The sequence below is a fragment of the Humidesulfovibrio sp. genome, assembly GCF_030689645.1.
GTDB lineage: Bacteria > Desulfobacterota > Desulfovibrionia > Desulfovibrionales > Desulfovibrionaceae > Humidesulfovibrio.
In genome coordinates this window covers 79,547-101,623 of sequence record NZ_JAUYFU010000077.1, presented here as the reverse complement: position 1 = coordinate 101,623, position 22,077 = coordinate 79,547, and the positions used below count along the sequence as shown (strand labels likewise).

Here is a 22,077-nt window from a genome sequence, read left to right as displayed (position 1 = left end):
CACCCTGCCCCTCGGGCCAGGGTGCTCCCCCTGGGGGCCACCTCTTGCGCCAAGAGGGGAACATGGACTAACACAATAAGTGGTACAACTTTTGGGGGCAGGTCAGTGCGATGAATACTATTCGTTAATTGAAAGAAAGGAGAAAGACGATATTGATTTCGCCTGTAAGTTGCATGACCTCTGTTATTTGTTGGCCGGCGGCGGTTCTAAAGCGTGTGATGCGGCATTGCTTCAGAACGTTAACAGGATCTCTTCTTCAATGGCAGGCAGTCCGATAGGCGTGCGATGTTGGGAAGAATGCGCTCGTGTTATGAACTTTTCCGTGTCAGGTATTGGATCTCTACGTGATCAAGAGGACTGGCGGGAACCGATAGTCTTGATTCCGACTATGGCTGTGAGAACTGGGCGGCAATCCATTGAGTTTTTATTCTTAAAAGCAATAACCGGAAGTGCCGACCATGAGGGGCATTGTTCTGCTAAAGAGGATCTCTCGTTTTTTGGCCCTACTACCCCTGATGAATATCGCACTCTTGTTGACTGCTATCGTTCTGGTAATTCCCTGAACAACTGTGGTGGGGTATTGAAATATCGGAATGTGTCGCGATATTGACCGTACACTTGCTGCTGCAATTGTTCGCAGCGCAGTGTTGTGTGAAGTTTCATATTCACTCCGCGCCAGCAAGCTCCGCAGCGTGGTAGCTGCTGCGCACAAGCGGCGCGCAGAACATTTTCGCCACCCCGATGGAGCGGCCATACGCTGCCAGGGTGTCGAACTCCTCCGGCGGCATGTAGCGCTGCACAGGCGGATGATTGCGCGAGGGCCGCATGTACTGCCCGATGGTAATCATGCCGCAGCCAACGCCGTGCATGTCGCGGATCACCGCGCGCAGCTCCTCGTCCGTTTCGCCCAGGCCCACCATCAGCCCGCTCTTGGCCGGAATGCCGCTGCCATGCGCGGCCACGCGCCGCAGCAGCTCCAGGCTCTGGGCGTAGTCCGCCTGGGGCCGGATGCTGGCATACAGGCGCGGCACGGTCTCCACGTTGTGGTTCAGCACGTCCGGCCCGGCGGCCAGCACGGTCTCTAGGGCATCCGCATCGCCCTGGAAGTCCGGGATGAGCACTTCAACAGTGCAGCCTGGCAGGCGCTCCTTCACGAGGCGGATGGTCTGTCCGAAGTGCGCGGCCCCGCCGTCGGGCAGGTCATCGCGCGTGACGGACGTGACCACGATGTGCTTGAGGCCAAGGCGCGCCGCGCCCTCGGCCACGCGCCGAGGCTCGTCGGCGTCCGGCGGCAGCTGAAGGCCGGGATTGATGTTGCAGAAGGCGCAGTTGCGCGTGCACTCGCGCCCGAGAATCAGGAACGTGGCCACGCTGCGCGAAAAGCATTCCCACTTGTTGGGGCAGCGCGCGCTCTGGCACACGGTGTTCAGGTCCAGGTCGCTCAGGAGCGCGCTGGTGCAGGCGTAGCCCTTGCTACTGGGCAGCTTGACCCGCAGCCAGGGGGGAATGCGCAAAGCGGGCGCGGAATTCTCTGGCGAGGACATCCTTCACTTCCTTTATGTCGATGACGCGTCCGGCCTCCGCGCTCATGGAGGTGGCCTGGGCGCCGCCGATGCCGCACAGTGTGATGAGGTCAAAGAGGCTCACGTCCGGGCCGACGTTCAGGGCAAGGCCGTGGTAGGTGATGAAGCGCTTGACGCCGATGCCCATGGAGCAGAGCTTGCGCATGCCCTCCACGCCGCCGGTCCACACGCCGGGGAAGCCTTCGCGCCGCGCGGAAGCGACGCCGAAGGCGGCGTTGGTGCGGATGACCACCTCCTCCATGTCGAAGAAGAACTGGCGGATGCCGCCGGGGCGCTTCTCCACGCGGAAGATTGGGTAGGCAACCAGCTGGCCGGGGAAGTGGCAGGTTATGTTGCCGCCGCGCAGGGTCTGCGCCAGCTCAATGCCCTGGCTCTTCAGGTGCGCTTCGCCCACGTGCAGGTTCTCGCCGCCGCCCTGTCTGCCCAGAGTGATAACCTTGGGGTGCTCCAGAAGGTAGAGCGCTTCCTCGCCCCCTTGCTGCACCTCGGCCAGGGTCGCCAGTTGGAGCGCCTCCGCCTCGCGGTATGAGATGAGTCCAAGATCGACGATGCGCACAGTCGGAAGCCCTAGGCCTTGCCTTTGGGCTTGCCTTTCGCTTTGCCCTTCTGCTTGCCGGGCTTCTGACCTTTGGGCTTTCCATCGGCCTTGCCGGAAGCGGAGCCTGAGGCCTTTCGCTCTGCCCGGGAGGCGTGCGGCTTGTCGGCGGACTTGGCCTTGTCTCCCGCCTTGGCCGCGGGCTTGCCTTCCGCTTTGCCAGCCACTTTGCCAGCTGACCTGCGCCGGGGCTTGGCATCGCCGCCGGGTCGGTCCGCTGGGCGCTCCGAGGGCAGCTTGGGCTTGCGCGGGGCCTTGGGCTCCTCTGCCGCGATGATGGTGTCGACCGTGATGGCCGGAGCGGATTTTGCCGGTGCAGCCTTGGGCGTTGCCTCTTTGTCGGACGAGCCTGGCTTCTGTGCGTTGCCCTTGCCAGCGATGGGCCTGGGGGCTTGGGCCGGTCTGGGCGCGGCGGACTTGCCGGGAGCGCGTCCCTTGGGCGGCGCGGCGACAGGCAACATGGCCGGGATGAGCAGGTCTCCGCCCATGGGCAGCACCAGCGCGTGCGATTTCGCGTCCGTTTCCGGGTATTCGGGCCAAGTGGCCTCGATCAGCGCGCCGGGCAGGGGCACCAGGTGCTTCCTGGGCAGGCTGAGCAGGGTCAGGCCGCGGTCAGAGCACGCATACTGCCCGAAGCGGTGCGGGGCCATGCCGTCGGCAGCGGGCAGCTCAAAGGGACCGGATACTGCGCGCACAAGGCTTTTGCCTTCGCCAGCTTCGAGTTTGCGACCTCTGGTCGAGAAATGCAGGAAGCTTAGGCTCACGTTGTCCTTGGCCAGGCGGGCCTCGTCCGAGAGCTTTTTGAGCCAGCCGGGCGCAGCCTCGGCGTCGAAATTGAAATGGCACCAGGCCGTATAGCCCCTGCCGCTCATGGGGCAGGGCTCGGTGTGCGGGCAGGGAGCCAGGGGCTTCAGCCCGCGGTGCAGGAACCCGCGCCGCAACGCGGCAACGAGGTGCGCGGAAGGCCGCACGCCGGGTTCCACGATGCAGACCGCGCCTGTGGGCGTGAGCATGGAGGACAGGTGCCAGGACAGGGCGTCGGCGGCTTCCAGCAACTCGCCCTCGCCGCGTTGCAGCACCTCGTTCAGGGCGTTGGCCATGATGAGCAGGTCGGCCTTTTCGCGCAGGCGGGCATCCATCGGGCCTTTCACCAGGGTGACCTTCCAGGGTGCGAGGCCTCCCTGAGCAGCGGCAAGGCTGTTCAGCAGGTCGAGGCCAAGGCGCATGGGCTTGGGCGCGCGGTCCACGCAGATGAAGGTCAGGGGGCGCTTGCGCAGGCGCGGGCGGCTGAGCCACAGGGCCAGCGGCGCAGTGAGCGGCCCGGTGCCCAGGTCCACGATTGTGGCTGCGCCGTTGGGATCGTCACCGCCTGGATCAAGGGCCAGGCCGGAGAAAAGAATGCCCAGGCGGTAAATGTTCCAGGGTAGGAAATAGCGCATGTATGCAGACAGGGCCGCAGGGTCTGACAGGTAGTCGCGCCGCAGTTCGTCGCGTTCGTCGGTGAGCAGGTGCGAGAGCCTGCGGATGTCTCCGGGCAGCTCGCGGCGATGCTGGCGGCGCATGGGCATGACAGCGTCAAGATGCTTGGGGAGGCCGGCAAGCTGGGTCAAAAATTCCCGGCTGGCGCGTTGGAAAAGTTGTTCAGGCGACATGGCGCAGCACCATCCTTTCAACATACAAGGAACCGAAGCGGGGGTCGGTGGCCAGATCCAGGGTGCGGCATCCGGCGGGAAGGGCACGGACCCAGTCCCAGGCTTCGGAAGAGTTCAACAAAAGGCCCGCGCCTATGAGCGAGGTGTTTCCAGCCCGAATCAGGCGGCTGACAAGCACTTCGGGCAGAAAACCAAGAGTGGACAGGTCGCGGGCATCCACATGTTCGCCCATGGCCCCGGCCAGATACACGGTGGCAAGGGCCGAGGCCGGCAGGCCGGATTCGGCCAACAGCCGCGACAGGGCGAGGTTGAAGGCCGCCTTGACCTTCACCAGCTCCTCCACGTCCGAAGCGGGCAGGCTGAGGCCGTTCCCCAGGTCCAGCACAGCCTCGCCGTCGGAGTAGGCCAGTCCTTTGACCAGCCGCTGCCCCAGGGGCGTGGCGGGTACCACGAAGCGGCCCGACTCGTCCAGCACCCCGGCCCGGAGGAGCGCGGCCGCCAGGGAAAGGTACCCTACGCCGGTGATGCCGCCATCTTCGCCCGGCAGGGGCGGTCGTTCGACATACTCCGGCTTGAGCCCAGCAGGAGTAAGCGCAAAGGCGCGCACGGCTCCGGGCGCGGCGGTTCGGCCATGGCGCAGGCCCACCCCTTCAAGGGCAGGCCCCATTGGCACGCTGGCCAGCAGATACTCGCCAGGCGATAGGGCCAGCACGAACTCGCCGTTGGTGCCCAGGTCGGCCAGGAGGAATGGGTGCTGCGGCGGTTCTGCGGAAAAGGTGATGGCGGCGAGGCCCGCGCTCAAGTCAGCGCCCACAAAAGGCGACAAGAGCGGCGGGATGCGCGTCTCTGGCAGGTCCGGCGCGATGCTGCGGTCATCGCCGCCCGCGTAGTCCAAGCGGTAGGGCGCACGCGCCAGACCCTCCACGGGCAGGCCCAGCAGCAGATACGTCATGGCGCTGTTGCCGGACACGCACAGGCGCGACACAGGGCGGCCCGCCTCGGCCTCGGCCTTGCGAACAAGCCCGCGCAGGCGATCCAGGGCCAAGCGTTGCAGAATGTCTTCTCCACCGGGGCGGGCGGCGAAGCCAAGGCGCGACATGACCTCACTGCCCAGGCCCATCTGCGGATTCAACTCCTGTCCGGTGGAGAGCTGCGTCTTGCTTGCAAGCGCCGTCCAATGGATGCTGGTGGTGCCGAGGTCCACGGCGAGGGTCAGTTCGCCTGAGGCGTCGGCGGCCAGTGCGTTTTTCTCACGCGGGTGGCCGGAGCGCTTGGCCTCTGGCAGTTCGATCTCGCAGGCTTTGGCCGGGTGCAGGCAAGAAAGCCGCCACCCCTCGGCCAGGGCTTCGGCTCCCAGGCGGCGGGTCTCGTCGCTGGCAGGGTGTGGCGGGTCGGAAAGGTAGCGCACGCGGCACAGGCCGCACTTGCCCAGGCCCGCGCACAGGGGCACTCCGTCCCAAAGCCCAGCCAGAAAGATGGCTTGGGCCAGGGTCAGGCGGTCGTCGGGTGCCAGGGTCAGGTGCTGCCCGTCGTGGGTGGCGAGGCGGATCACACAGGCCTCCTAGACCTTGCGCGGCAGGCGGATGGTGAAGGTCGTGCCCTTGCCCAACTGGCTCTCCACGCAGATCTGACCAGCCATGCCGCTCACCATGTTGTGGCACAGGGAAAGGCCCAGGCCAGTGCCTTGCCCAGGCGGCTTGGTGGTAAAGAATGGGTTGAAAATCTTATCCATGTCTTTCGGGTCGATGCCGTGCCCGTTGTCTTTGATGTGGATGTTCATGAACTCTTCATCGACCTGGGCGGTGACCTCAATGAGACCGCCTTTGTCCACGGCGTGCAGGGCGTTAGTCATGAGGTTCAGCACCACTTGGCGCAGCAGGGGCGCGTCGGTGCGCAGGCGAGGCAGGTTCTCCGGCAGGGTTCGGGTCAGGGTGACGTTCTTGTAGGAGGCCTCTTTGTCCACCAACCGGGCCATGTCGTCCACCAGTCGAGCCACATCCACTTCCTGCAGCACAGGCTCGCGCTTGCGGGCGAAGTCCAGCAGCTTGTGGGTGATGTTCTTGCATCGGTCCACCTGGCTGCGGATCTCGCGCAAGGAGTCGCGCACCTCGGCGAAGTCGGCGCCGCTCGCCTTCTCCGCATCGGACAAAAGGTGCGCGGCCCATTCGGTCTCTTGGGCGATGATGGCGATGGGGTTGTTGATTTCGTGCGCGATGCCTGCGGAGAGTTCGCCCACGGCGGCCAGTTTCTGGGACTGGATGAGCTGGGCGGTGAGCAGGTTTTTGGCCTCTTCGGCGCGTGAAAGCCTGGACATGAGGCCGCGGGCGGAACAGGCTGCAAGAAAGAGTACTGCCCCGGCCAGGAGTGCGGCCAGGGGAGGGGTGGCGAAGGTGGCCGCCACAACCAGGGCGGCCAGCACTGGCGGAAGCAGGAAATGCAGCCAAAGCACCAGGCGCTGCTCTTTCCACACCCGCGCGCCGGTGGCCTTGGAGAGCAGCTTCCGGGCGCCGCCGATGTGGTTAGCCTCTGGCCTGGGCGCTGACATTGAGTGCCTTGCGCTCGGCGGCCCGGCGCACCTTGTCCAGCAGTTCGTCGAAGTCCGCCGGCTTGAGCACGTAGTCGTAAGCGCCTAGGCTCATGCCTTGCATTCCCGCATCAAGCGATGCGTGGCCGGTGAGCATGATGACCTCGGTAAGGGGGCGCTTGGCGCGGATTTGCCGCAGCACCTCAAGTCCGTCCATGCCCGGCATGCGCACATCCAGAATGACCACGTCGAAGTCCTGCTCGTCAATGAGCTTCAGGGCTTCCATCCCGCTTGCAGCGGAGGTGACGGGCATCTTGCGGATGTGGAAGCGCTTGGTCATGGTCTCGACGAAATCGAACTCGTCATCCACCAGCAGGATTTTGATGTCCATTGGCGATCCTTTGTTCCTGTAGCAGGCTAGTCTTTGTTCAGCGGCAGGCTGATGATGAAAGTGGCTCCCTGGCCTTCCTCGCTCTCCACCTTGATCTGGCCACCCAGCTTTTGAATGATGCTGAAGCTTATGGTCAGGCCGAGCCCGGTGCCCTCGCCCACCTTTTTGGTGGTGAAGAAGGGATCAAATATTTTGTCCAGTTTTTCCCTGGGAATGCCAGGGCCGGAGTCTTTGATCGTGATGATGACTTCGTTTGGGTCGTGCACGGCCATGGTGCGGATGTGAATGTTTCCGTCCTTGCCAATGGCGTCGATGGCGTTGTCGATGATGTTCAGGAACACCTGCTGCAGTTGGGCCGAGTCGCTGGCCACAAAGGGCAGGTCCGTCTGGAAGCCGGTGTGGATTTCGATGGCGCGGTATCTGGCCTCATTCTGCAGGAAGGTGATGGTCTGGTTGATGACATCGTTGATGTTCACGTCTTCATGGATGGGGTCCATACGCCGGGCGAAGCCGAGCAGCCGGTGCGTCACGTCCTTGGCGCGTGTGACGTGGTACTCGATTTTGGCGATGGCGTCCTCAAGCTCTTTATAGTTTGGGCTGGCCTTGACGTCCTCTTCTTCAAGCAGGTCGCGCATCCAGCCGGCTTTTTCTTTGATGATGGCCAGCGGATTGTTGATCTCATGGGCCACTCCCGCCGCCATCTTGCCAAGGGAGGCCATCTTGCTCGACTGGGTGAGGCTGGCGTTGAGCATGGCTTTTTCGCGTTCGGATCGCACCAGCTGGGCCAGAATGGTGTTGCTGGTGAGAATGGTTCCGCCCGCTATGAGCAGGAAGCCTCCTGCAAGGATGATCCACATCAGGGAGCGCGTGTGGGCCAGAGGCATCATTTCTTCAGAGGGATCATCGCGGATGGCCAGGAGCCAGTTTTTGTTCTCAAGCCAAGCCAGGCCCACCAGGAAGGGCTTGCCGTCCACGGCGATGGTTTCCGTGCGCACGCCGGTGAAGCGCGCAAAGGCGCCCAAATCCATGCGCGCCAAAAGTTTTGGCCCGAACCGGGGCTTGGATTGCAGCACGTTATCGGCGTTGAGCAGGAAGGCGTCGCCGTTGGCGCCCAGCTGGTCGCTCTGCACGAGTGAGTCAAAGATGTCCGAGTCGATGGTGGCGCGCAGTATCCAGGTCTTGTCCCCGTCGCGGCGGCTTACGGCGATGATGAAGTGGGGGTAGTTGCGGCGTCCCAGGAAGACGTCGCTGATGTAGAAACCCTTGGCCTGCACCTGGCTGAACCATTCTTCTTCTTTGTAGTTGGCGGTGCGGATTGCCTGGTAGGGGCCAGTGTAAGCGACATGGTTGCCGTTCTGGTCGATGATGCCGAGGTCGATGTAGTATTTGCTGCGCGCCTGCATGAGGGTGAACACGCTTTCCAGCGTGCTGCCTTCAAGGAAGTATTCCACCTGGTGCGTGTATGCGATGGCCATGAGCTGCGAGAGGCGTTCGTTCAGAAAAAGGTCGATGGTGCGGCGTTTGTTCTCGGTCAGGTGGCTCAGGTGCTGAATGACCTTGCCTGTGTGGGCGGCTTCGAATTGGCGGTAGATGGTGTATCCGAGGATCAAAAGCGGAATGAGAGAAAATCCGAGGGTGGTCAGGATCATCTTTATGCGCAGCTTCGTGTACCCCGAGCTTTCAATCATGCGGCTCACCCTTGTGCAGTTGTGTTGGCTGGATGCGGAAAACGACAAGGCGCATGGCGGAGCCCCCGGCCAGCATTGAACATTACTCTCCGCTACGGGGATATGCAAGGGGTTTCAGGGGGATTGTTGAAGGAAGCGGTTTGTAGAAAGCTTGGTGCAGTCTTTGGACGGAGAAGGGCCAAGGCGCTTGTCTCCGCTGGATTTTTCTGCGAATGATCAGCCATGGCCAATCGACCAGGTTTCTTCAGCCGGATCATGCAGGCCCTTGCCGGCGGCGCTGGAGCTCCTGCGCCCAGCGATGAAGAGCTGCGCGCCTTGTTTGCCGTGCGCTCGCAGGCCTTCATGCGCCTGCTTGAGGCCAACAACAAGGCGCTGGAGATCATGAGCGACCTTGAAGAGGCGCTTAAGGGCAAGGCCATCTTCGGCATGAGTTTTGTGCGCGCAAGCGCCACCGCCATCGGCGTCAACGTGTTCAAACTGGTGCGGGCCTTGTCCGAGCTTGAACCTGGCCGCTACGAGGCTCTTTTTTCCCGCCTCGCCGCCATTCAGGCGGGGATTGACGAAATTCTGGACCGTCGCGCTGCGCACCAGGGCGCGCCGCTGGTGCTGCATTTCTCGGAAATCGACCGCCACGCAGCCGACTTGACCGGCAGCAAGATGGCCAATCTTGCGGATATGCGAACCTCCCTGCACCTGCCTGTGCCCGCAGGCTTCGTCATTACCGCCGCAGGCTACGAAGCCTTCATGGCCGCTGGCGACCTCCAGGCTGAAATCAACGCCCGGCTGCAAAGCCTGCCCGAGGACTCCGGCGGGGCTGATGCCTCCGAGGCCATCGCCTCGCGCTACCGCGTGTCTTCGGAGATCCAGCAGCGCATCATGGCGGCCAGCGTGCCCGATGCTCTGGCCGAGGCCATCAAGGCGGCCTATGCGCGGCTCTGCGAAGAGTCCTCCAGTCCGGTGGTGCGCGTGTCTTTGCGCAGCAGCGCACTGGGCGAGGACGCGGCGGGGACCACCTTTGCCGGACAGTTCAAGAGCCTGCTCAACGTGTCGCCGGAAAACCTGCTGGACGCCTACAAGGAAATCGTGGCCAGCAAGCACACCCTGCACGCGATCACCTACCGTCTGAATCGCGGCATCCGCGACGAGGATGTTGCCATGTGCGTGGGGTGCATGGAGCTGGTGGATGCGCGGGCCGGCGGAGTCATGTACTCGCGCAATCCACTGGACGCCCGCGACACCTCGGTGTTCATCAATTCCGTGTGGGGCCTGCCAACGGCTGTTGTGGACGGCACGACGCCCACGGATCTTTTCATCGTGGACCGCGTGCCCGGGTCCCAAAGCGATGCTTTTGCCCTGCGGGAGAGCAGCATAAAACACAAATTTGAGCGCACTGTCCCCGACCTTGGAGAGGGTCTTCGCCGCGAGGCATTGGATCCTGGTCAGGCCGAAGCGCCTTCGCTCACTGATGTTCAGGCCTTGGAGCTGGCCGGTCTGGCCGAACTTCTGGAGGAAGCCTACGGCGGCCCCCAAGATATCGAATGGGCTGTTGACCAGGCGGGCCAGGTGTTTTTGTTACAATGCCGTCCGCTGCAGCAGGTGTCCCCCGCGGCGGATGCCGCTCCGGCGGGCCGCGCCATTGCAGGGGCGCAGGAGCTTTTCGCTGGCGGCACCACTGCCTGCGCAGGCGCGGGCGCAGGGCCTGTGTTCGTGGCCCGGAAGGAGATCGACGCCCTGCGCTTCCCCGACGGCGGCGTGCTTGTTGCGCCCATGGCCTTGCCGCGCTGGGCTTCGCTTCTTTCCAGAGCCTCGGCCCTGGTGACGGAGCAGGGCGGCATCACCGGACACTTGGCCAACGTGGCGCGGGAGTTCGGCGTGCCTGCGCTGTTCGACGTGGAGAGCGCATCCACGCGCTTTCAGGAGGGCGAAACCGTCACCGTGGACGCCCTGGGCAGACGCATTTATGCGGGCCGGGTGGAGCTGTTGTTGTCCCAGAACGATGCTCCCGCTCCAGTCATGGCGGGCAGCCCGGTCTTCGAGAGCCTGCGCGAGGTGACGCGGCTCATCCTGCCGCTGAACCTTACCGACCCGGAGGCACCGGATTTCAAGCCCGAGGCCTGCGCCACCTATCACGACATCACCCGCTACGCCCATGAGATGAGCGTGCGAGACATGTTTAATTTCGGCTCCAAGAGCGGGCTGGTCAGCCAGGCCAGCAAACAGCTGGTGTGCAAGGTGCCCATGCAGTGGTGGGTGGTGAATCTGGACGACGGGTTCTCGCGCCAGGTGCCGGAGCGTTTTGTGGACTTGGGGGACATCGTGAGCCCGCCCATGCTGGCTATCTGGGCGGGCATAGTGGCTGTGCCCTGGGCCGGGCCGCCGCCCGCCAGCAAGGCAGGCATGATGAACATCTTCCTTCAGGCCACCATGAACCCGGAGCTGGCCGAAGGCGCTGCCGGGGGGTTCAATGAGCGCAACGTGTTCATGATCTCCAAACGTTACGCCTGCCTCAACTCGCGCTTCGGCTTCCATTTCACCACCATCGAGTCCATGCTCACCGATGGCGACTTCGACAGCTATGCTGGGTTCAAGTTCAGCGGCGGCGCGGCGGACGAGAGCCGCCGGGTGCTGCGCGCCGAGCTCATCGGCGAGATCCTGGAGCGCTATGATTTTCAGACCAAGCTGCGCGGCGACAATCTTTTCGCCAAGGCCGAAAGCCGCCGCCACGACTTCATCCTGGATAGGCTGCGCATCCTTGGCTATCTGCTGGTTCACACGCGCCAGCTGGATATGGCCATTGCCGACCGCGGCGCAGCCGACGCCTTGCGCCAACGGCTGTTGGCGGACATCGAGGGCATGCTGGCCACGCCGTTCCTGGCGCCGCCTGCAGCCCCAGGAGGCGCACAGTGAGCCAGGGGGCTGGCGCACCTGCGGCCCAGGCAGGCCGCATCCGCGTGCTCCACGTCCTCAAGTCTCTCGGGCTTGGCGGAACGGAGAAGGTGGCCCAGCTTTTTGTGCGCCACCTGGACTCGCAACGCTTTGAAACCGCAGTTCATAGTCCGGTGGACGGTCCTCGCGCCGCCCAGATCCGCTCCGGCGGCAGCGCCACTTTCATCGGCATGGATCTTTCCAAGGCCCTGCAAGCCTTCCGCCCCCACGTTCTTCACCTGCACCGGGCAGGCTGGTCCGAGCCGGATTTTCTGCGCCCCGTGCGTGACTACGCCGCGAAGAACCCCGTTGTCGTGGTGGAAACCAACGTCTTCGGCAGGCACGATCCATCACCGTCTGCTGCGGTCATCGACACGCACCTGTTCGTCTCGCGCTTCTGCGCTGAACGCTTCGCCCGGCACACGGGCATTACGTCAGAGTGGCCGCACTATGGCGTGCTGTACAACCCCGTGGACACGGATTATTTCGCCGCCGCGCTGCCTGGGGGCCCGTGCGCGCAGGGCCCGACCCTGGGCCGCATCTCCCGCGCCGACCCTGGCAAGTGGTCCCGGCTGGCCCTGGACATCCTGCCCCTGCTTGCGCGCGGCGTGCCGGATTTTCGCTGTCGCATTGTCGGCGGCATCCCTGAGGCTGAGGCCTTTGTGCGAGAACAGGGCTTGCAGGCCTGCGTCGAGTTCTTGCCGCCCCTGTCTACGGACGCGGAGTTGGCGGAGTTCTATGGCGGGCTGACGGTTTTGGCCCACGCCAACGATACTGGCGAGAGTTTCGGGCTGGTCATAGCCGAGGCCATGGCCTGCGGCCTGCCTGTGGTGACGCACCCAAGCGAAGGCGAGCGCGACAATGCCCAGCTGGAGCTGGTGGAGCATGGCGTCACCGGGTTTGTGGCTCAAACGGCGGAAGAATACGCTCAAGCCGTGCGCTGGCTCATGGAGCACCAGCAGGAGTCCAGCGCCTTGGGTTTGGCAGGCCGCCGCAAGGCTGCGCATCTTTTTCGGGCCCAGAACGTGGCCGCGCAGCTGGCGGAGATGTATCTGGACTTGCTGCAACGAAAGGGGATTGCGCAGTGACGGTCGTGAATCTGCTTTTCGACTACGCTGCTGAGGTGCTGGCTTTTGACTTCAAGGGCGCGGAGGTTGCGCCGCCCCCTGCGCCCCCTGCGCCAGATGTTGCGGAACGCCTTGCCGGGCGCTGCGCGGCGGCCTTTGAGCGATCCGGCAAGGCCCGGCTGGTGTTGCTGGGGCTTGGCTCCGGGGCCGTGGCCGAGATTCTGGCGGGCGCCCTGCCCGGTGGAACCCTCGTGGTGTGCGACCAGGATCTTCCTTTGGCGCGTGCGCTTCGGGGCTCCGGGCGGCTTGGCTGGTGGCGGCGGGAGGGTCCTGCGCTGCTGGCCCTGGATGCCTCGCCCTGGGCGCTTTTGCTGCTGCTGGACCGCGCAGGGTTGGCCCTGGCTGACACCTTCGTTTTGCCGAACCCGGAGCTGCCGCCTGCGGCAAAGGCCCGGCTCAAGGCTCTGGAGCTTTTGCTCACGCGGTCTAAATTTCTGCCGCCGCCAACGGCTGTGCCCGCGCCCAGGCTTTCCGTTGCTGCGATTCTATCGCCAGCAGAGCCGGATCTGCAGGGCTTCTTTGCCCAGATGCCGGATTGGCTGCACGAGCTTGTGCTCATATGGGATGCGGATGCCTTGCCACGAATCGCCGTGCCCGAGCGCTTCCTGGTTTGGCAGGCCGCTCGGCCCCTGGAGCGGGATTTCTCTGCCCAGCGCAACGCAATGCTGGCCGCCTGCTCTGGCGATTGGGTGCTGTACCTTGACGCCGACGAGCGATTTTCGGAAGAGGCCTGGGCGGCATTGTCGCTGCTCTGCGCTGATCCATTGATCGCGGGCTGGCATTTCCCCCGCGTCACGCCGTATCCCGCGCCAGGCAAGGCGCTGGTCGGCTTTGGGCTTTGGCCGGACATCCAGTTGCGGCTGTTCCGCCGGACTTCTAACTTACGCTTCGTCAATTCTGTGCATGAACGGCTTACGGGGCTTGTCGGCCCCCAGGCCCTGGCTCTGGATATGGAGATCGAGCACTTGAGCCGCCTGCGCAAGGACGATGACGAACTGCGCCGCAAGCTGGCTGGTTTTGACGCAGCTGGAGCAGGTAATGTGCGCCATGCCTTGAGTGAGGAGTATCCGAGCCTGCCGCGCGATCTTCTTTCGCCCGGCCGAGCCTTGTTGCCGCGCGGGCTTCAGTTGCCGCCTGATATTGCCTGAAGCAGGCTGTTGGTCCAGGCCTAATCCCCTTGATTCCACGGCCCGAACGGTCTAGACTGAAAAAGTTCCACCAACCTCACTTATCATAAGGACCACGGATGCGGATTATTTGCCCCATGTGCGGGTTTGCCCGGGAGATCGATGAGGCCAAGGTTCCCCCGCGCGCCCAGATGGCTACCTGCCCCAAGTGTACGCACAAATTCCGCTTCCGCGTGGTGGACGATCTTGAGCCTGCCCCAGCGTTCAAGGTTGTCGGCACGGCGCAAAGCGCCACCGGCGGTTTTCTCAAGGGACCGGGGCAACCACCGACCCCGGCCTCTGACCAAGGGCAGTCAGATCCCATGACCGCCCAGCGGACCTCTGCGGCCGAGGCCTGGAAACGCCTGCAAGGTCCCCAGGCCTCGCAGCCCAAAGCTCCAGACTCCACGGGCCAGCACGGCGGCGCGACTCCGACATCGCCGGAAGGCGCCCCACAGCCTCTGGATTCAGGCGAGCCGTTGCCGATGGAGTCCGGCGCGTCCCTCCAGGCCAGCTCACCCGTACCCTTTGAGGATCTGCCGCGGCATGGCTTCTTCCCCGGCCTGTGGGGCACCATCCGCATGATCCTCATGAGCCCGGCGGTTTTTTTCCGCTCCATGCCTCCCCAGGGCGGCATGGCCAAGCCGCTGGTCTTCCATCTGCTCTTGGCCGAGTTCATGATTGTCTGCCAGTACCTTTGGGGCATGGCGGGCATTGGCGCCACAGCAGAGTATCTTGGCAGCCCGGAGCTCATGGACCTTGGACTTGGCGCCGCCAGCGCGGCGCCAGCCCTGCTGTTTCTCGTATATCCGCTCTTGCTCGTGCTGCGGCTCATGCTCATGACCGGCATCATCCACCTGCTGCTGCGCATGGTGCGTTCCGGCGACTCTGGAGCCGAGGCGACTTTCCGCGTGCTGTGCTATTCCGCTGCGCCCCTGCTGCTGGGCATCATTCCTGGCGTTGGCCCGCTCATCGGCGGCGTCTGGAGCATCGGCCTCACTATTATCGGCCTCAGGGAGGTCCACCGCAGCCGCCTCTCCGCAGCCATGTTCGCAGTTCTCGTGCCTATACTCATGATGCTGGCCGCGTTGCTTGGCCTCATGCAGGGCATGGTGCAGGCGGGCTGACGTTCATGAACGAGGAAAGGCCCGTCCTGCACTGGCTTCGGCGAAAGTGGCGCGCCCTGCGTTCCGCGCGCCGCGCCGCCCAGGAGCAGAACCCCGGCGGTTTGTTGCGTTTGGCCGGGGAGGTGCGGACCCTGGCCGAGGCCGCGCGCCGCGTGTGCCCGCCTGAGCAAAGGCTCCAGTCCCGCATCCGCGCTGTGCATGAAGAAATGGACCGTTTGGTCTTGTTGGCCCAGGCGCCGGAGTTCCGGTGCCTGGATTCCGGCAAGCGCCAGCAATTGCGCAAGGGCCTGGTGCAGTCGCGTGAACAGCTGCTGCGCGTCATGGGCCAGGTTTCTTCCCCCACCCGTCTATTGCAGTAACTCCCCGGCGTTGCCTCTAGGCCCTTGGCCTAGGCGGTACGTATCTTGCTTCATGCCCGACAGGGACTGTGCCAGCGTCGTAATTTCGTCGCGCACAGGAAGAAAGTCATTTAAAACCGAGAGTTGCCATGAAGCGAATCCTTAGCGCACTTGCCCTGGTCATCCTGGCGGTCCTTGCCCTTTCGGGCTGCGGGCACGTGGATCCAGGTGTGACCCAGCAAACCATAATCTATCGTGATGCGCCGGTGGAGAAATCCAAGCTCGCCATAAGCATGCGGCCCAAGACCCGTTTGTCCGACTCGCCCCAGGTGCTCATGTATCCTTTCTGGGTGGCGCAGAAGATGGACAACCACATGCTTGTTGGACGAGAGTTGGGGCGTCTTGTCCACCAGACCTGGACCGGGCTTGAGGTGTTTCAGACCCTTGCCTACGACCCGCAGCTGGTCTATCGGGGGCCGGAGCATGCGGTATCCGTGGCGCGGCGCGCCGGGGCCGATCTCGTCATCGTGGGCATCGTCCCCTACCTCATTACCGGCGGCACGGTGGACAGCACGGCCATCACCCTGCAGATACGCGTGTACGAGACCCAGGGCGGCAACCTCGTGCTGTCCATGGACCAGAGCGCGCGAGTAGAAGCCAAGCGCACCAAGGACATGATTATTTTTTCTCTGGAAACGCGCTTGTCCGATTCCCCCATTGCCGAGGCCGTGGCCTCCATTGCGGCTGATATGGCCGTGCCGCTCAACTCGTGGCTGCCGCCTTCGGATGAGGAACTGGGCTTCGCCGACACCTCACAGGGCATGACGCGGAACATCCTTGCCAGCGGAGCTTATGGCGGCGCAGGCAAGGGCGGCGCAGGCTCTTCCCGCGACATGGCTGCCGGGCTCTTGAACGGGGCGAACGGCAAGGGCGGCAATGCCGACGGCGTGAAGCTCAAGGTTGAGTTCGATTTTGATTCCTCCCGCATTCGCCAGGAGTCATTTGGTTTGTTGAACGAACTGGCCAAGGCGCTCAAGTCCGACGACTTGAAGGGCCGCAAGGTTGTTGTCTCCGGGCACTGCGACATCGTCGGCACAGACGAGTATAATCAGAAGCTCAGCGAGCGCCGGGCCGCTTCTGTGAAGGCCTATTTGGCAGAGAAGGGCGGAGTCGCGCCGGAATTGCTGCGGACCGAGGGGTTTGGGAAGTCACGGCCCCTAGTGCCGAACACCACCCCGGCCAACAAGCAGCGCAACCGCCGGGTTGAAGTGCGCCTGGACGTTGCGGCTCATTAATTCCCGTTTACTTTTTCGGCAAGTATTCCTATTTAGGGCGGCTGCGGCCGCCCTTTTTTTCGGCTTTGCGCCCGGCCCTGTTTGTGGTACGAATCCGCTCCGCGACACCAAACGTTTTCAAGAACGAGGTTTTCATGATCGGCATATCCAAACTTTACTGCGGAGCCGTCGAGGCTTCCGATGCCCTGCGCTACAACCGCGAGTCCGGAAAGCTGCCCTCGCACCTCCTGCAGTTCTCGAAAGACAAGAAGCCTGTGGTGGTCTGGAACATGACCAAGCGCTGCAACCTCAAGTGCGTGCACTGCTACGCCAAGGCTGTGGACCCTGAAGGCACCGACGACATCAATACCGTCCAGGCCAAGGCCCTCATCGACGATCTGGCCGCCTACGGCGCGCCGGTGATGCTGTTCTCCGGCGGTGAGCCGCTGGTGCGCAAGGACCTGGTCGAGCTGGCGAGCTACGCCACCGGCAAGGGCATGCGCGCCGTCATCTCCACCAACGGCACCCTCATCACCAAGGAAAAGGCCCGCGAGCTTAAGCAGGTGGGCCTGTCCTACGTGGGCATCTCCCTCGACGGCGGTGAGGAGATCCACGACAAGTTCCGCGCCGTGCCCGGCTCTTTCAAGAAGGCCATCGAGGGCGTTGAGAACTGCATGGCCGAGGGTCTCAAGGTCGGCCTGCGCTTCACCATCAACAAGCGCAACCAGGGCGAAGTGCCCACGCTGTTCAAGATCGTGCGCGAGCTCGACGTTCCGCGCATCTGCTTCTACCACTTGGTGTACTCGGGCCGCGGCTCGGAGCTCATCAAGGAAGACCTGGACCACGCCGAGACGAGAGCCGTGGTGGACCTGATCATGGACGAGACCCGCGCGCTCTTCGACGCTGGCCGCCCCAAGGAAGTCCTCACCGTGGACAACCACGCCGACGGCCCGCACGTCTATTACCGACTGCTGAAGGAAGACCCCAAGCGCGCCGCCGAGGTCATGGAGCTTCTGCAGATGAACGAGGGCAACAGCACTGGCCGCGGCATCGGCTGCATCTCCTGGGACGGCAAGGTCCACGCGGACCAGTTCTGGCGTCAGCATGTGTTCGGCAACGTCCTTGAGCGCCCCTTCTCCCAGATTTGGGACGATCCCGAGATCGAGCTGCTGCACAAGCTTAAGGACAAGAAGCCCCATGTGGGAGGCCGTTGCGCCACTTGCAAGTTCCTTAACATCTGCGGCGGCAACTTCCGCGCCCGCGCCGAAGCCTTCTACGGCGACATCTGGGCGCAGGACCCGGCCTGCTACCTGACGGACGAAGAGATCAAGAAAGACTAGCCATACCCTCGGGGGCCTCCGCACCGGGGGCCCCCGCAGTTCCCATACCGGCGCGATTCCCCTGCGGAGTCGCGCCGCTGCAACACGAGGAGACAGCGCCATGCTCGATTCCGATTTCCACCGTGGCCGCAGACTGCGCATGAAGCCAGGCGTTCGCGCCATGGTGCGCGAGAACGAGATCCGCCCGGCGGACCTGGTGATGCCGTATTTCGTGGTCGAGACCGACGATGCGGGCTTCAGGAAGCCCATCGGCTCCATGCCCGGCCAGTTTCAGCTTTCCCTCCAGCAGTTGGAGAAACAGGTGGCTGCGGCGGTGAAGAACGGCCTGCAAAGCGTGCTGCTCTTTGGCATCCCCAAAGAAAAAGACGAGCAGGGCTCCCAGGCCTACGCCGACGAAGGCATCGTTCAGGAGGCCGTGCGCCGCCTGAAGGACCGCTTCCCGGAGCTCGTGGTCATCACCGACGTTTGTCTGTGCGAGTACACCTCCCACGGCCATTGCGGCATTGTGCAAAAGGGCGGCGAGATCCTGAACGACCCGACTCTGGATCTGCTGGCGCAAGCCGCGCTGTCCCATGTGCGCGCCGGGGCCGACATAGTGGCCCCCAGCGACATGATGGACGGCCGCATTCTGGCCTTGCGCGAGACGCTGGACGACAACGGTTTCGCCTCTACGCCCATCATGAGCTACGCCGTGAAGTACGCCTCTGCCTTTTACGGACCCTTCCGCGAGGCAGCGGACAGCACGCCCAAGTTCGGCGACCGCAAGACCCACCAGATGGACCCGGCCAACAGCCGCGAGGCCCTGCGTGAAGCCGCAGCCGACCTGGACGAGGGCGCGGACATCCTTATGGTCAAGCCCGGCCTGCCTTATCTGGACATCATCCGCCAACTTCGCGACACCTTTGACGCGCCCATCGCCGCGTACAACGTGTCCGGCGAGTACAGCATGGTCAAGGCTGCGGCCCAGAACGGCTGGGTCGACGAGGAGCGCATGGTCATGGAAATGATGACCAGCTTCAAGCGCGCAGGTTCGGACATCATCCTCACCTATTTCGCCGAGGACGTCCTCGGCTGGCTGAACAAGTAGGACGCCATGCACGATCATACGAAAGGACACCCTGGCGGACATCCCGGCGGAATGCCTGCTGGTCATCCCGGAGGCCATCCTGGCCGCATCGACAAGCATCCCGGCGAGCACGCCATAGGCAAGGGCGTGGACGGCATGCCCCAGCTCCGGCTCATCGCCTGGGAAGTCACTCGCTCGTGCAATCTGGCCTGCAAGCACTGCCGGGCCGAGGCGCACCCGGAGCCCTACGAGGGCGAGCTGTCCACCGAGGAAGCCAAGGCCCTCATCGACACCTTCCCGGCCACGGGCAGCCCCATCATCATCTTCACGGGCGGCGAGCCCTTCATGCGCCACGACATCTTCGAGCTCATCCCCTATGCCAAGAGCAAGGGGTTGCGCTGCGTCATGGCTCCTAACGGAACGCTGCTCACCGCCGAGAACGCCCGGCGCATCAAGGACTGCGGCATCGAGCGCTGCTCCATCTCAATCGATGCGCCAAACGCACAGGCCCACGACGAGTTCCGCGGGGTCAAGGGCGCCTTCGCTGCCTCCATGCAGGGCATCGAGCACTTGAAAAGCGTGGGCATGGAGTTCCAGATCAACACCACGGTGACCAAGGACAACCTGCACCAGTTCAAGGAGATCTTCCATCTGGCGGAAAATCTCGGCGCTTCGGCGTGGCACATTTTCCTCCTCGTGCCCACGGGCCGCGCGGCGGAGTTGGGGGCCCAGGTCATCAGCGACCATGAGTACGAGGAAGTGCTCAACTGGTTCTATGATTTCCGCAAGACCACGGACATGCAGCTCAAGGCCACCTGCGCCCCGCACTACCACCGCATCCTGCGCCAGCGGGCCAAGGAGGAGGGCGTTCCGGTGAACTTCGAGACCTTCGGCCTCGACGCCGTGTCCCGCGGCTGCCTTGGCGGCGTGGGCTTCTGCTTCATCTCGCACTCGGGCATCGTACAGCCCTGCGGTTACCTGGATCTGCATTGCGGCGACGTGCGCCAGACGCCTTTCCCTGAGATCTGGCGCAGCAGCCAGCAGTTCCTGAACCTGCGCAACCCCAAGGTGTACGAGGGCAAGTGCGGCGTTTGCGAGTATGAGAAGGTCTGCGGCGGCTGCCGCGCCCGCGCCGCCACCATGCGCGGCGGCTACCTGCGCGAGGAGCCTTTGTGCTCCCACACGCCGGTGAAGCTGGCCAAATTGGGCCAGGAGGGCTGATGGACGCCTACGACAAACAGATTCTGGACATCATCCAGTCGAGCTTCCCCGTGGACACCCGGCCCTACGCCGTGGTGGGCGAGCAGGTGGGCCTCACCGAGGCCGAGGTGCTGGCGCGTGTGCGGCGGCTCAAGGAAGAGGGCGTCATCCGCCGCATGGGGGCCAACTTCGGTTCCCGGCAGCTGGGCTGGAAGAGCACCCTCTGCGGGGCCGAGGTGCCCCTGGACAAGCTGGACCGCTTCGTGGCCGAGGTGAACCAGCACCCCGGCGTGACGCACAACTATCTGCGCGCGCACAAGTTCAATGTCTGGTTTGCGCTCATCGCGCCCAGCAGCGAGGCCATTGAGGCCGTGCTGGCCGACATCACCGCCAAGACCGGCGTGGAGATAATGAACCTGCCCGCCAGCAAGCTGTTCAAAATCAAGGTTGACTTCGCCATGGGCGAGGCAGCCGACTAGCCGCGCTTCCAAAGGAGCCCCCGTATGATCCTCTCGCCCTCGCTTCTCTCCGCAGACTTCGCCCGCCTGGCCGATGAATTGGCCGCGCTCAAGGCCGCCGGGATCAAGTGGGCGCACCTGGACGTCATGGACGGCTCCTTTGTGCCCAACATCACCTTCGGGCCGCCGGTCATCGCCGCCATGCGCAAGACCAGCGACCTGTTCTTCGACTGCCACCTGATGATCGACGAGCCGGGGCGTTACGTCGACGAGTTCGCCAAGGCTGGCGCTGACCTCATCTGCGTTCACGCCGAGGCCACCAACCACCTGGAGCGCACCTGTGCGGCCATCGCCCAGGCCGGTGCCAAGCCTGCCGTTGCACTGAATCCGGCCACGCCTCTTGAAGTTGTCCGCTACCTGCTGCCGCAGCTTCACATGGTGCTTATCATGAGCGTCAATCCCGGGTTCGGCGGCCAGAAATTCATCCCTTTCTGCATGGACAAGGTGCGTGAGCTCAAGGCCATGATCCGCGAGGCCAAGGCCGAGACCCTCATTCAGGTTGATGGCGGCGTGACCCTGGATAATTGCGCCGAACTCACCAAAGCCGGTGCGGACGTGCTTGTTTCCGGCTCGGCCTTCTTCGGTTTTCCTCCCTACGCAGAACGCCTGCGCCAGTTCGAAGCGCGTTGCGCCGTCTGATTCGCGTCTTTTCCTAGGGTTGCCAACCGCCTGCAAGCGGGCTATATCATACGCTTGATGGGACGATTTTTCGCCTCACCCCTCCAGCACCAGGAGAGGCTATGCCGCGATTGCCAGCTTTCATCCTTGCTCTAGTCTTTGCCTTTGCTGCCAGCGTCTTGGGCGCCAGCCCAGCCCATGCCGACCATCAGCTTGGCGTTGTTGTTTTGCACGACAAGAACGGCGGTCCGGACAAGCAGCTGGCTGAATTGATACGGGTGCTGCGCAACGTGGGTTTCCTGGTGCTTGCCCCGGAGCTGCCCTGGTCCAAGAAACGTGGCTTTGACGCCACCTATCAGCAGGCCTTGGTGGAAATCGGTATGGCCGCAGAAGAGCTGCGCCTTGGAGGCTGCACCCGAATCGCCCTTGTGGGGCATGGCCTGGGAGCAAACGCCGCTCTGGGCTTCGCCGCAAACAGGGGTGGGGTTTTCGCCATCGCCGCCCTTGCCCCGTCCCACGATCCCGAACGACACCGCGAAGTTTTTTTGCCCGATGTGCGCAAGGCGCGATCCCTGCTGGCCAATGTGGGCGGAACCACCAAGTCTTTGTTCGTGGATATCAACCAGGACAAGGATTACGACCTTTCCACCACAGCGGAAGTGTACTTGAGCTTCAACGACCCGGATGGCGCGGCGGTGATGCCCAGGTCCGCCGCAGCCTTGAAGGAGCCTGTGCCGCTTCTGTGGGTGGTAGGCCTGCGCGACCCGCTCTGTCATCTTGGCCGTACATATGTGTACACCAAGGCCCCCTCGCATCCCAAAAGCGATTACGAGGAGATCATGGCCGACCACGCGGGCGTCCCGCGTGATGCCGCACGCATGGTGGCCGAGTGGCTGCGCGGTCTGTACAAGCCGGAAGCGGAGAAGTAGCTGCGGATTATTCCGG

Annotated in this window: 20 protein-coding genes; 13 read left to right on the top strand and 7 right to left on the bottom strand. The window is 63.6% G+C overall.

Annotated features, from left to right (window positions below; translation table 11 throughout):
• Positions 1–79 precede the first annotated feature (79 nt).
• Entirely contained in the window at positions 80–610 is a 531-nt protein-coding gene (locus tag Q8O35_RS10960) for a hypothetical protein (RefSeq protein WP_305573194.1), read from the top strand.
• 55 nt (positions 611–665) lie between these two features.
• Here the strand turns inward: Q8O35_RS10960 and lipA are convergent, their stop codons facing one another.
• Genes lipA through Q8O35_RS10925 form a run of 7 tightly spaced genes read right to left on the bottom strand, consistent with a single transcriptional unit; the run spans position 666 to position 8,433 of the window.
• Complete coding sequence (lipA, locus tag Q8O35_RS10955; RefSeq protein ID WP_305573192.1) at positions 666–1,544, bottom strand: lipoyl synthase; 879 nt, start codon at positions 1,542–1,544, stop codon at positions 666–668.
• The gene (gene lipB / locus Q8O35_RS10950) at positions 1,474–2,139 is read right to left on the bottom strand and encodes a lipoyl(octanoyl) transferase LipB (RefSeq protein WP_305573190.1); all 666 of its coding nucleotides are present in this window, start codon (positions 2,137–2,139) and stop codon (positions 1,474–1,476) included. Before lipB ends, lipA begins: the two co-directional genes overlap by 71 nt.
• 11 nt (positions 2,140–2,150) lie before the next feature.
• The gene (locus Q8O35_RS10945; protein WP_305573188.1) at positions 2,151–3,830 is read right to left on the bottom strand and encodes a small ribosomal subunit Rsm22 family protein; all 1,680 of its coding nucleotides are present in this window, start codon (positions 3,828–3,830) and stop codon (positions 2,151–2,153) included.
• On the bottom strand, positions 3,820–5,382 hold the full coding sequence (locus Q8O35_RS10940; protein ID WP_305573186.1) for an ASKHA domain-containing protein: 1,563 nt from the start codon (positions 5,380–5,382) through the stop codon (positions 3,820–3,822). Before Q8O35_RS10940 ends, Q8O35_RS10945 begins: the two co-directional genes overlap by 11 nt.
• Positions 5,383–5,391: 9 nt before the next feature.
• A complete protein-coding gene (locus tag Q8O35_RS10935; RefSeq protein ID WP_305573184.1) occupies positions 5,392–6,375 on the bottom strand; it encodes a sensor histidine kinase in 984 nt (327 codons plus the stop codon).
• Positions 6,350–6,745 carry a response regulator gene (locus Q8O35_RS10930; protein WP_305573182.1) on the bottom strand — a complete coding sequence of 132 codons (396 nt, stop codon included), beginning with the start codon at positions 6,743–6,745 and terminating at the stop codon, positions 6,350–6,352. The genes Q8O35_RS10935 and Q8O35_RS10930 overlap by 26 nt, the downstream gene beginning before the upstream one ends.
• Positions 6,746–6,771: 26 nt before the next feature.
• Positions 6,772–8,433 (bottom strand): PAS domain-containing sensor histidine kinase, encoded by a 1,662-nt coding sequence (locus Q8O35_RS10925; protein ID WP_305573179.1) that lies wholly within the window; start codon positions 8,431–8,433, stop codon positions 6,772–6,774.
• A gap of 222 nt (positions 8,434–8,655) precedes the next feature.
• Between Q8O35_RS10925 and Q8O35_RS10920 the strand changes: the two genes are divergently transcribed.
• The 12 genes from Q8O35_RS10920 (at position 8,656) to Q8O35_RS10865 (ending at position 22,061) form a co-directional block, all read left to right on the top strand.
• Complete coding sequence (locus Q8O35_RS10920; protein WP_305573177.1) at positions 8,656–11,340, top strand: PEP/pyruvate-binding domain-containing protein; 2,685 nt, start codon at positions 8,656–8,658, stop codon at positions 11,338–11,340.
• Positions 11,337–12,446: a glycosyltransferase family 4 protein gene (locus Q8O35_RS10915; protein WP_305573175.1), complete on the top strand. Its 1,110-nt coding sequence runs from the start codon at positions 11,337–11,339 to the stop codon at positions 12,444–12,446. The genes Q8O35_RS10920 and Q8O35_RS10915 overlap by 4 nt, the downstream gene beginning before the upstream one ends.
• Positions 12,443–13,633, top strand: coding sequence for a glycosyl transferase family 2 (locus tag Q8O35_RS10910; protein ID WP_305573173.1), 1,191 nt, complete (start codon positions 12,443–12,445; stop codon positions 13,631–13,633). The genes Q8O35_RS10915 and Q8O35_RS10910 overlap by 4 nt, the downstream gene beginning before the upstream one ends.
• 98 nt (positions 13,634–13,731) lie before the next feature.
• A complete protein-coding gene (locus Q8O35_RS10905) occupies positions 13,732–14,778 on the top strand; it encodes a YIP1 family protein (protein ID WP_305573171.1) in 1,047 nt (348 codons plus the stop codon).
• Positions 14,779–14,783: 5 nt separating this feature from the next.
• A complete protein-coding gene (locus Q8O35_RS10900) occupies positions 14,784–15,137 on the top strand; it encodes a hypothetical protein (RefSeq protein WP_305573169.1) in 354 nt (117 codons plus the stop codon).
• A 128-nt stretch (positions 15,138–15,265) separates the two neighbouring features.
• Complete coding sequence (locus tag Q8O35_RS10895) at positions 15,266–16,411, top strand: OmpA family protein (protein WP_305573167.1); 1,146 nt, start codon at positions 15,266–15,268, stop codon at positions 16,409–16,411.
• 134 nt (positions 16,412–16,545) lie between these two features.
• Positions 16,546–17,730: a 12,18-didecarboxysiroheme deacetylase gene (gene ahbC / locus Q8O35_RS10890; protein WP_305573165.1), complete on the top strand. Its 1,185-nt coding sequence runs from the start codon at positions 16,546–16,548 to the stop codon at positions 17,728–17,730.
• Between the two features lie 100 nt (positions 17,731–17,830).
• Positions 17,831–18,817, top strand: coding sequence for a porphobilinogen synthase (hemB, locus tag Q8O35_RS10885; RefSeq protein ID WP_305573163.1), 987 nt, complete (start codon positions 17,831–17,833; stop codon positions 18,815–18,817).
• A gap of 6 nt (positions 18,818–18,823) precedes the next feature.
• Entirely contained in the window at positions 18,824–20,017 is a 1,194-nt protein-coding gene (ahbD, locus tag Q8O35_RS10880; protein WP_305573161.1) for a heme b synthase, read from the top strand.
• Positions 20,017–20,475, top strand: coding sequence for an AsnC family transcriptional regulator (locus Q8O35_RS10875; protein ID WP_305573159.1), 459 nt, complete (start codon positions 20,017–20,019; stop codon positions 20,473–20,475). Before ahbD ends, Q8O35_RS10875 begins: the two co-directional genes overlap by 1 nt.
• 24 nt (positions 20,476–20,499) lie before the next feature.
• A complete protein-coding gene (rpe, locus tag Q8O35_RS10870; protein WP_305573157.1) occupies positions 20,500–21,153 on the top strand; it encodes a ribulose-phosphate 3-epimerase in 654 nt (217 codons plus the stop codon).
• A gap of 101 nt (positions 21,154–21,254) precedes the next feature.
• A complete protein-coding gene (locus tag Q8O35_RS10865) occupies positions 21,255–22,061 on the top strand; it encodes a hypothetical protein (protein ID WP_305573155.1) in 807 nt (268 codons plus the stop codon).
• Positions 22,062–22,077: the final 16 nt, after the last annotated feature.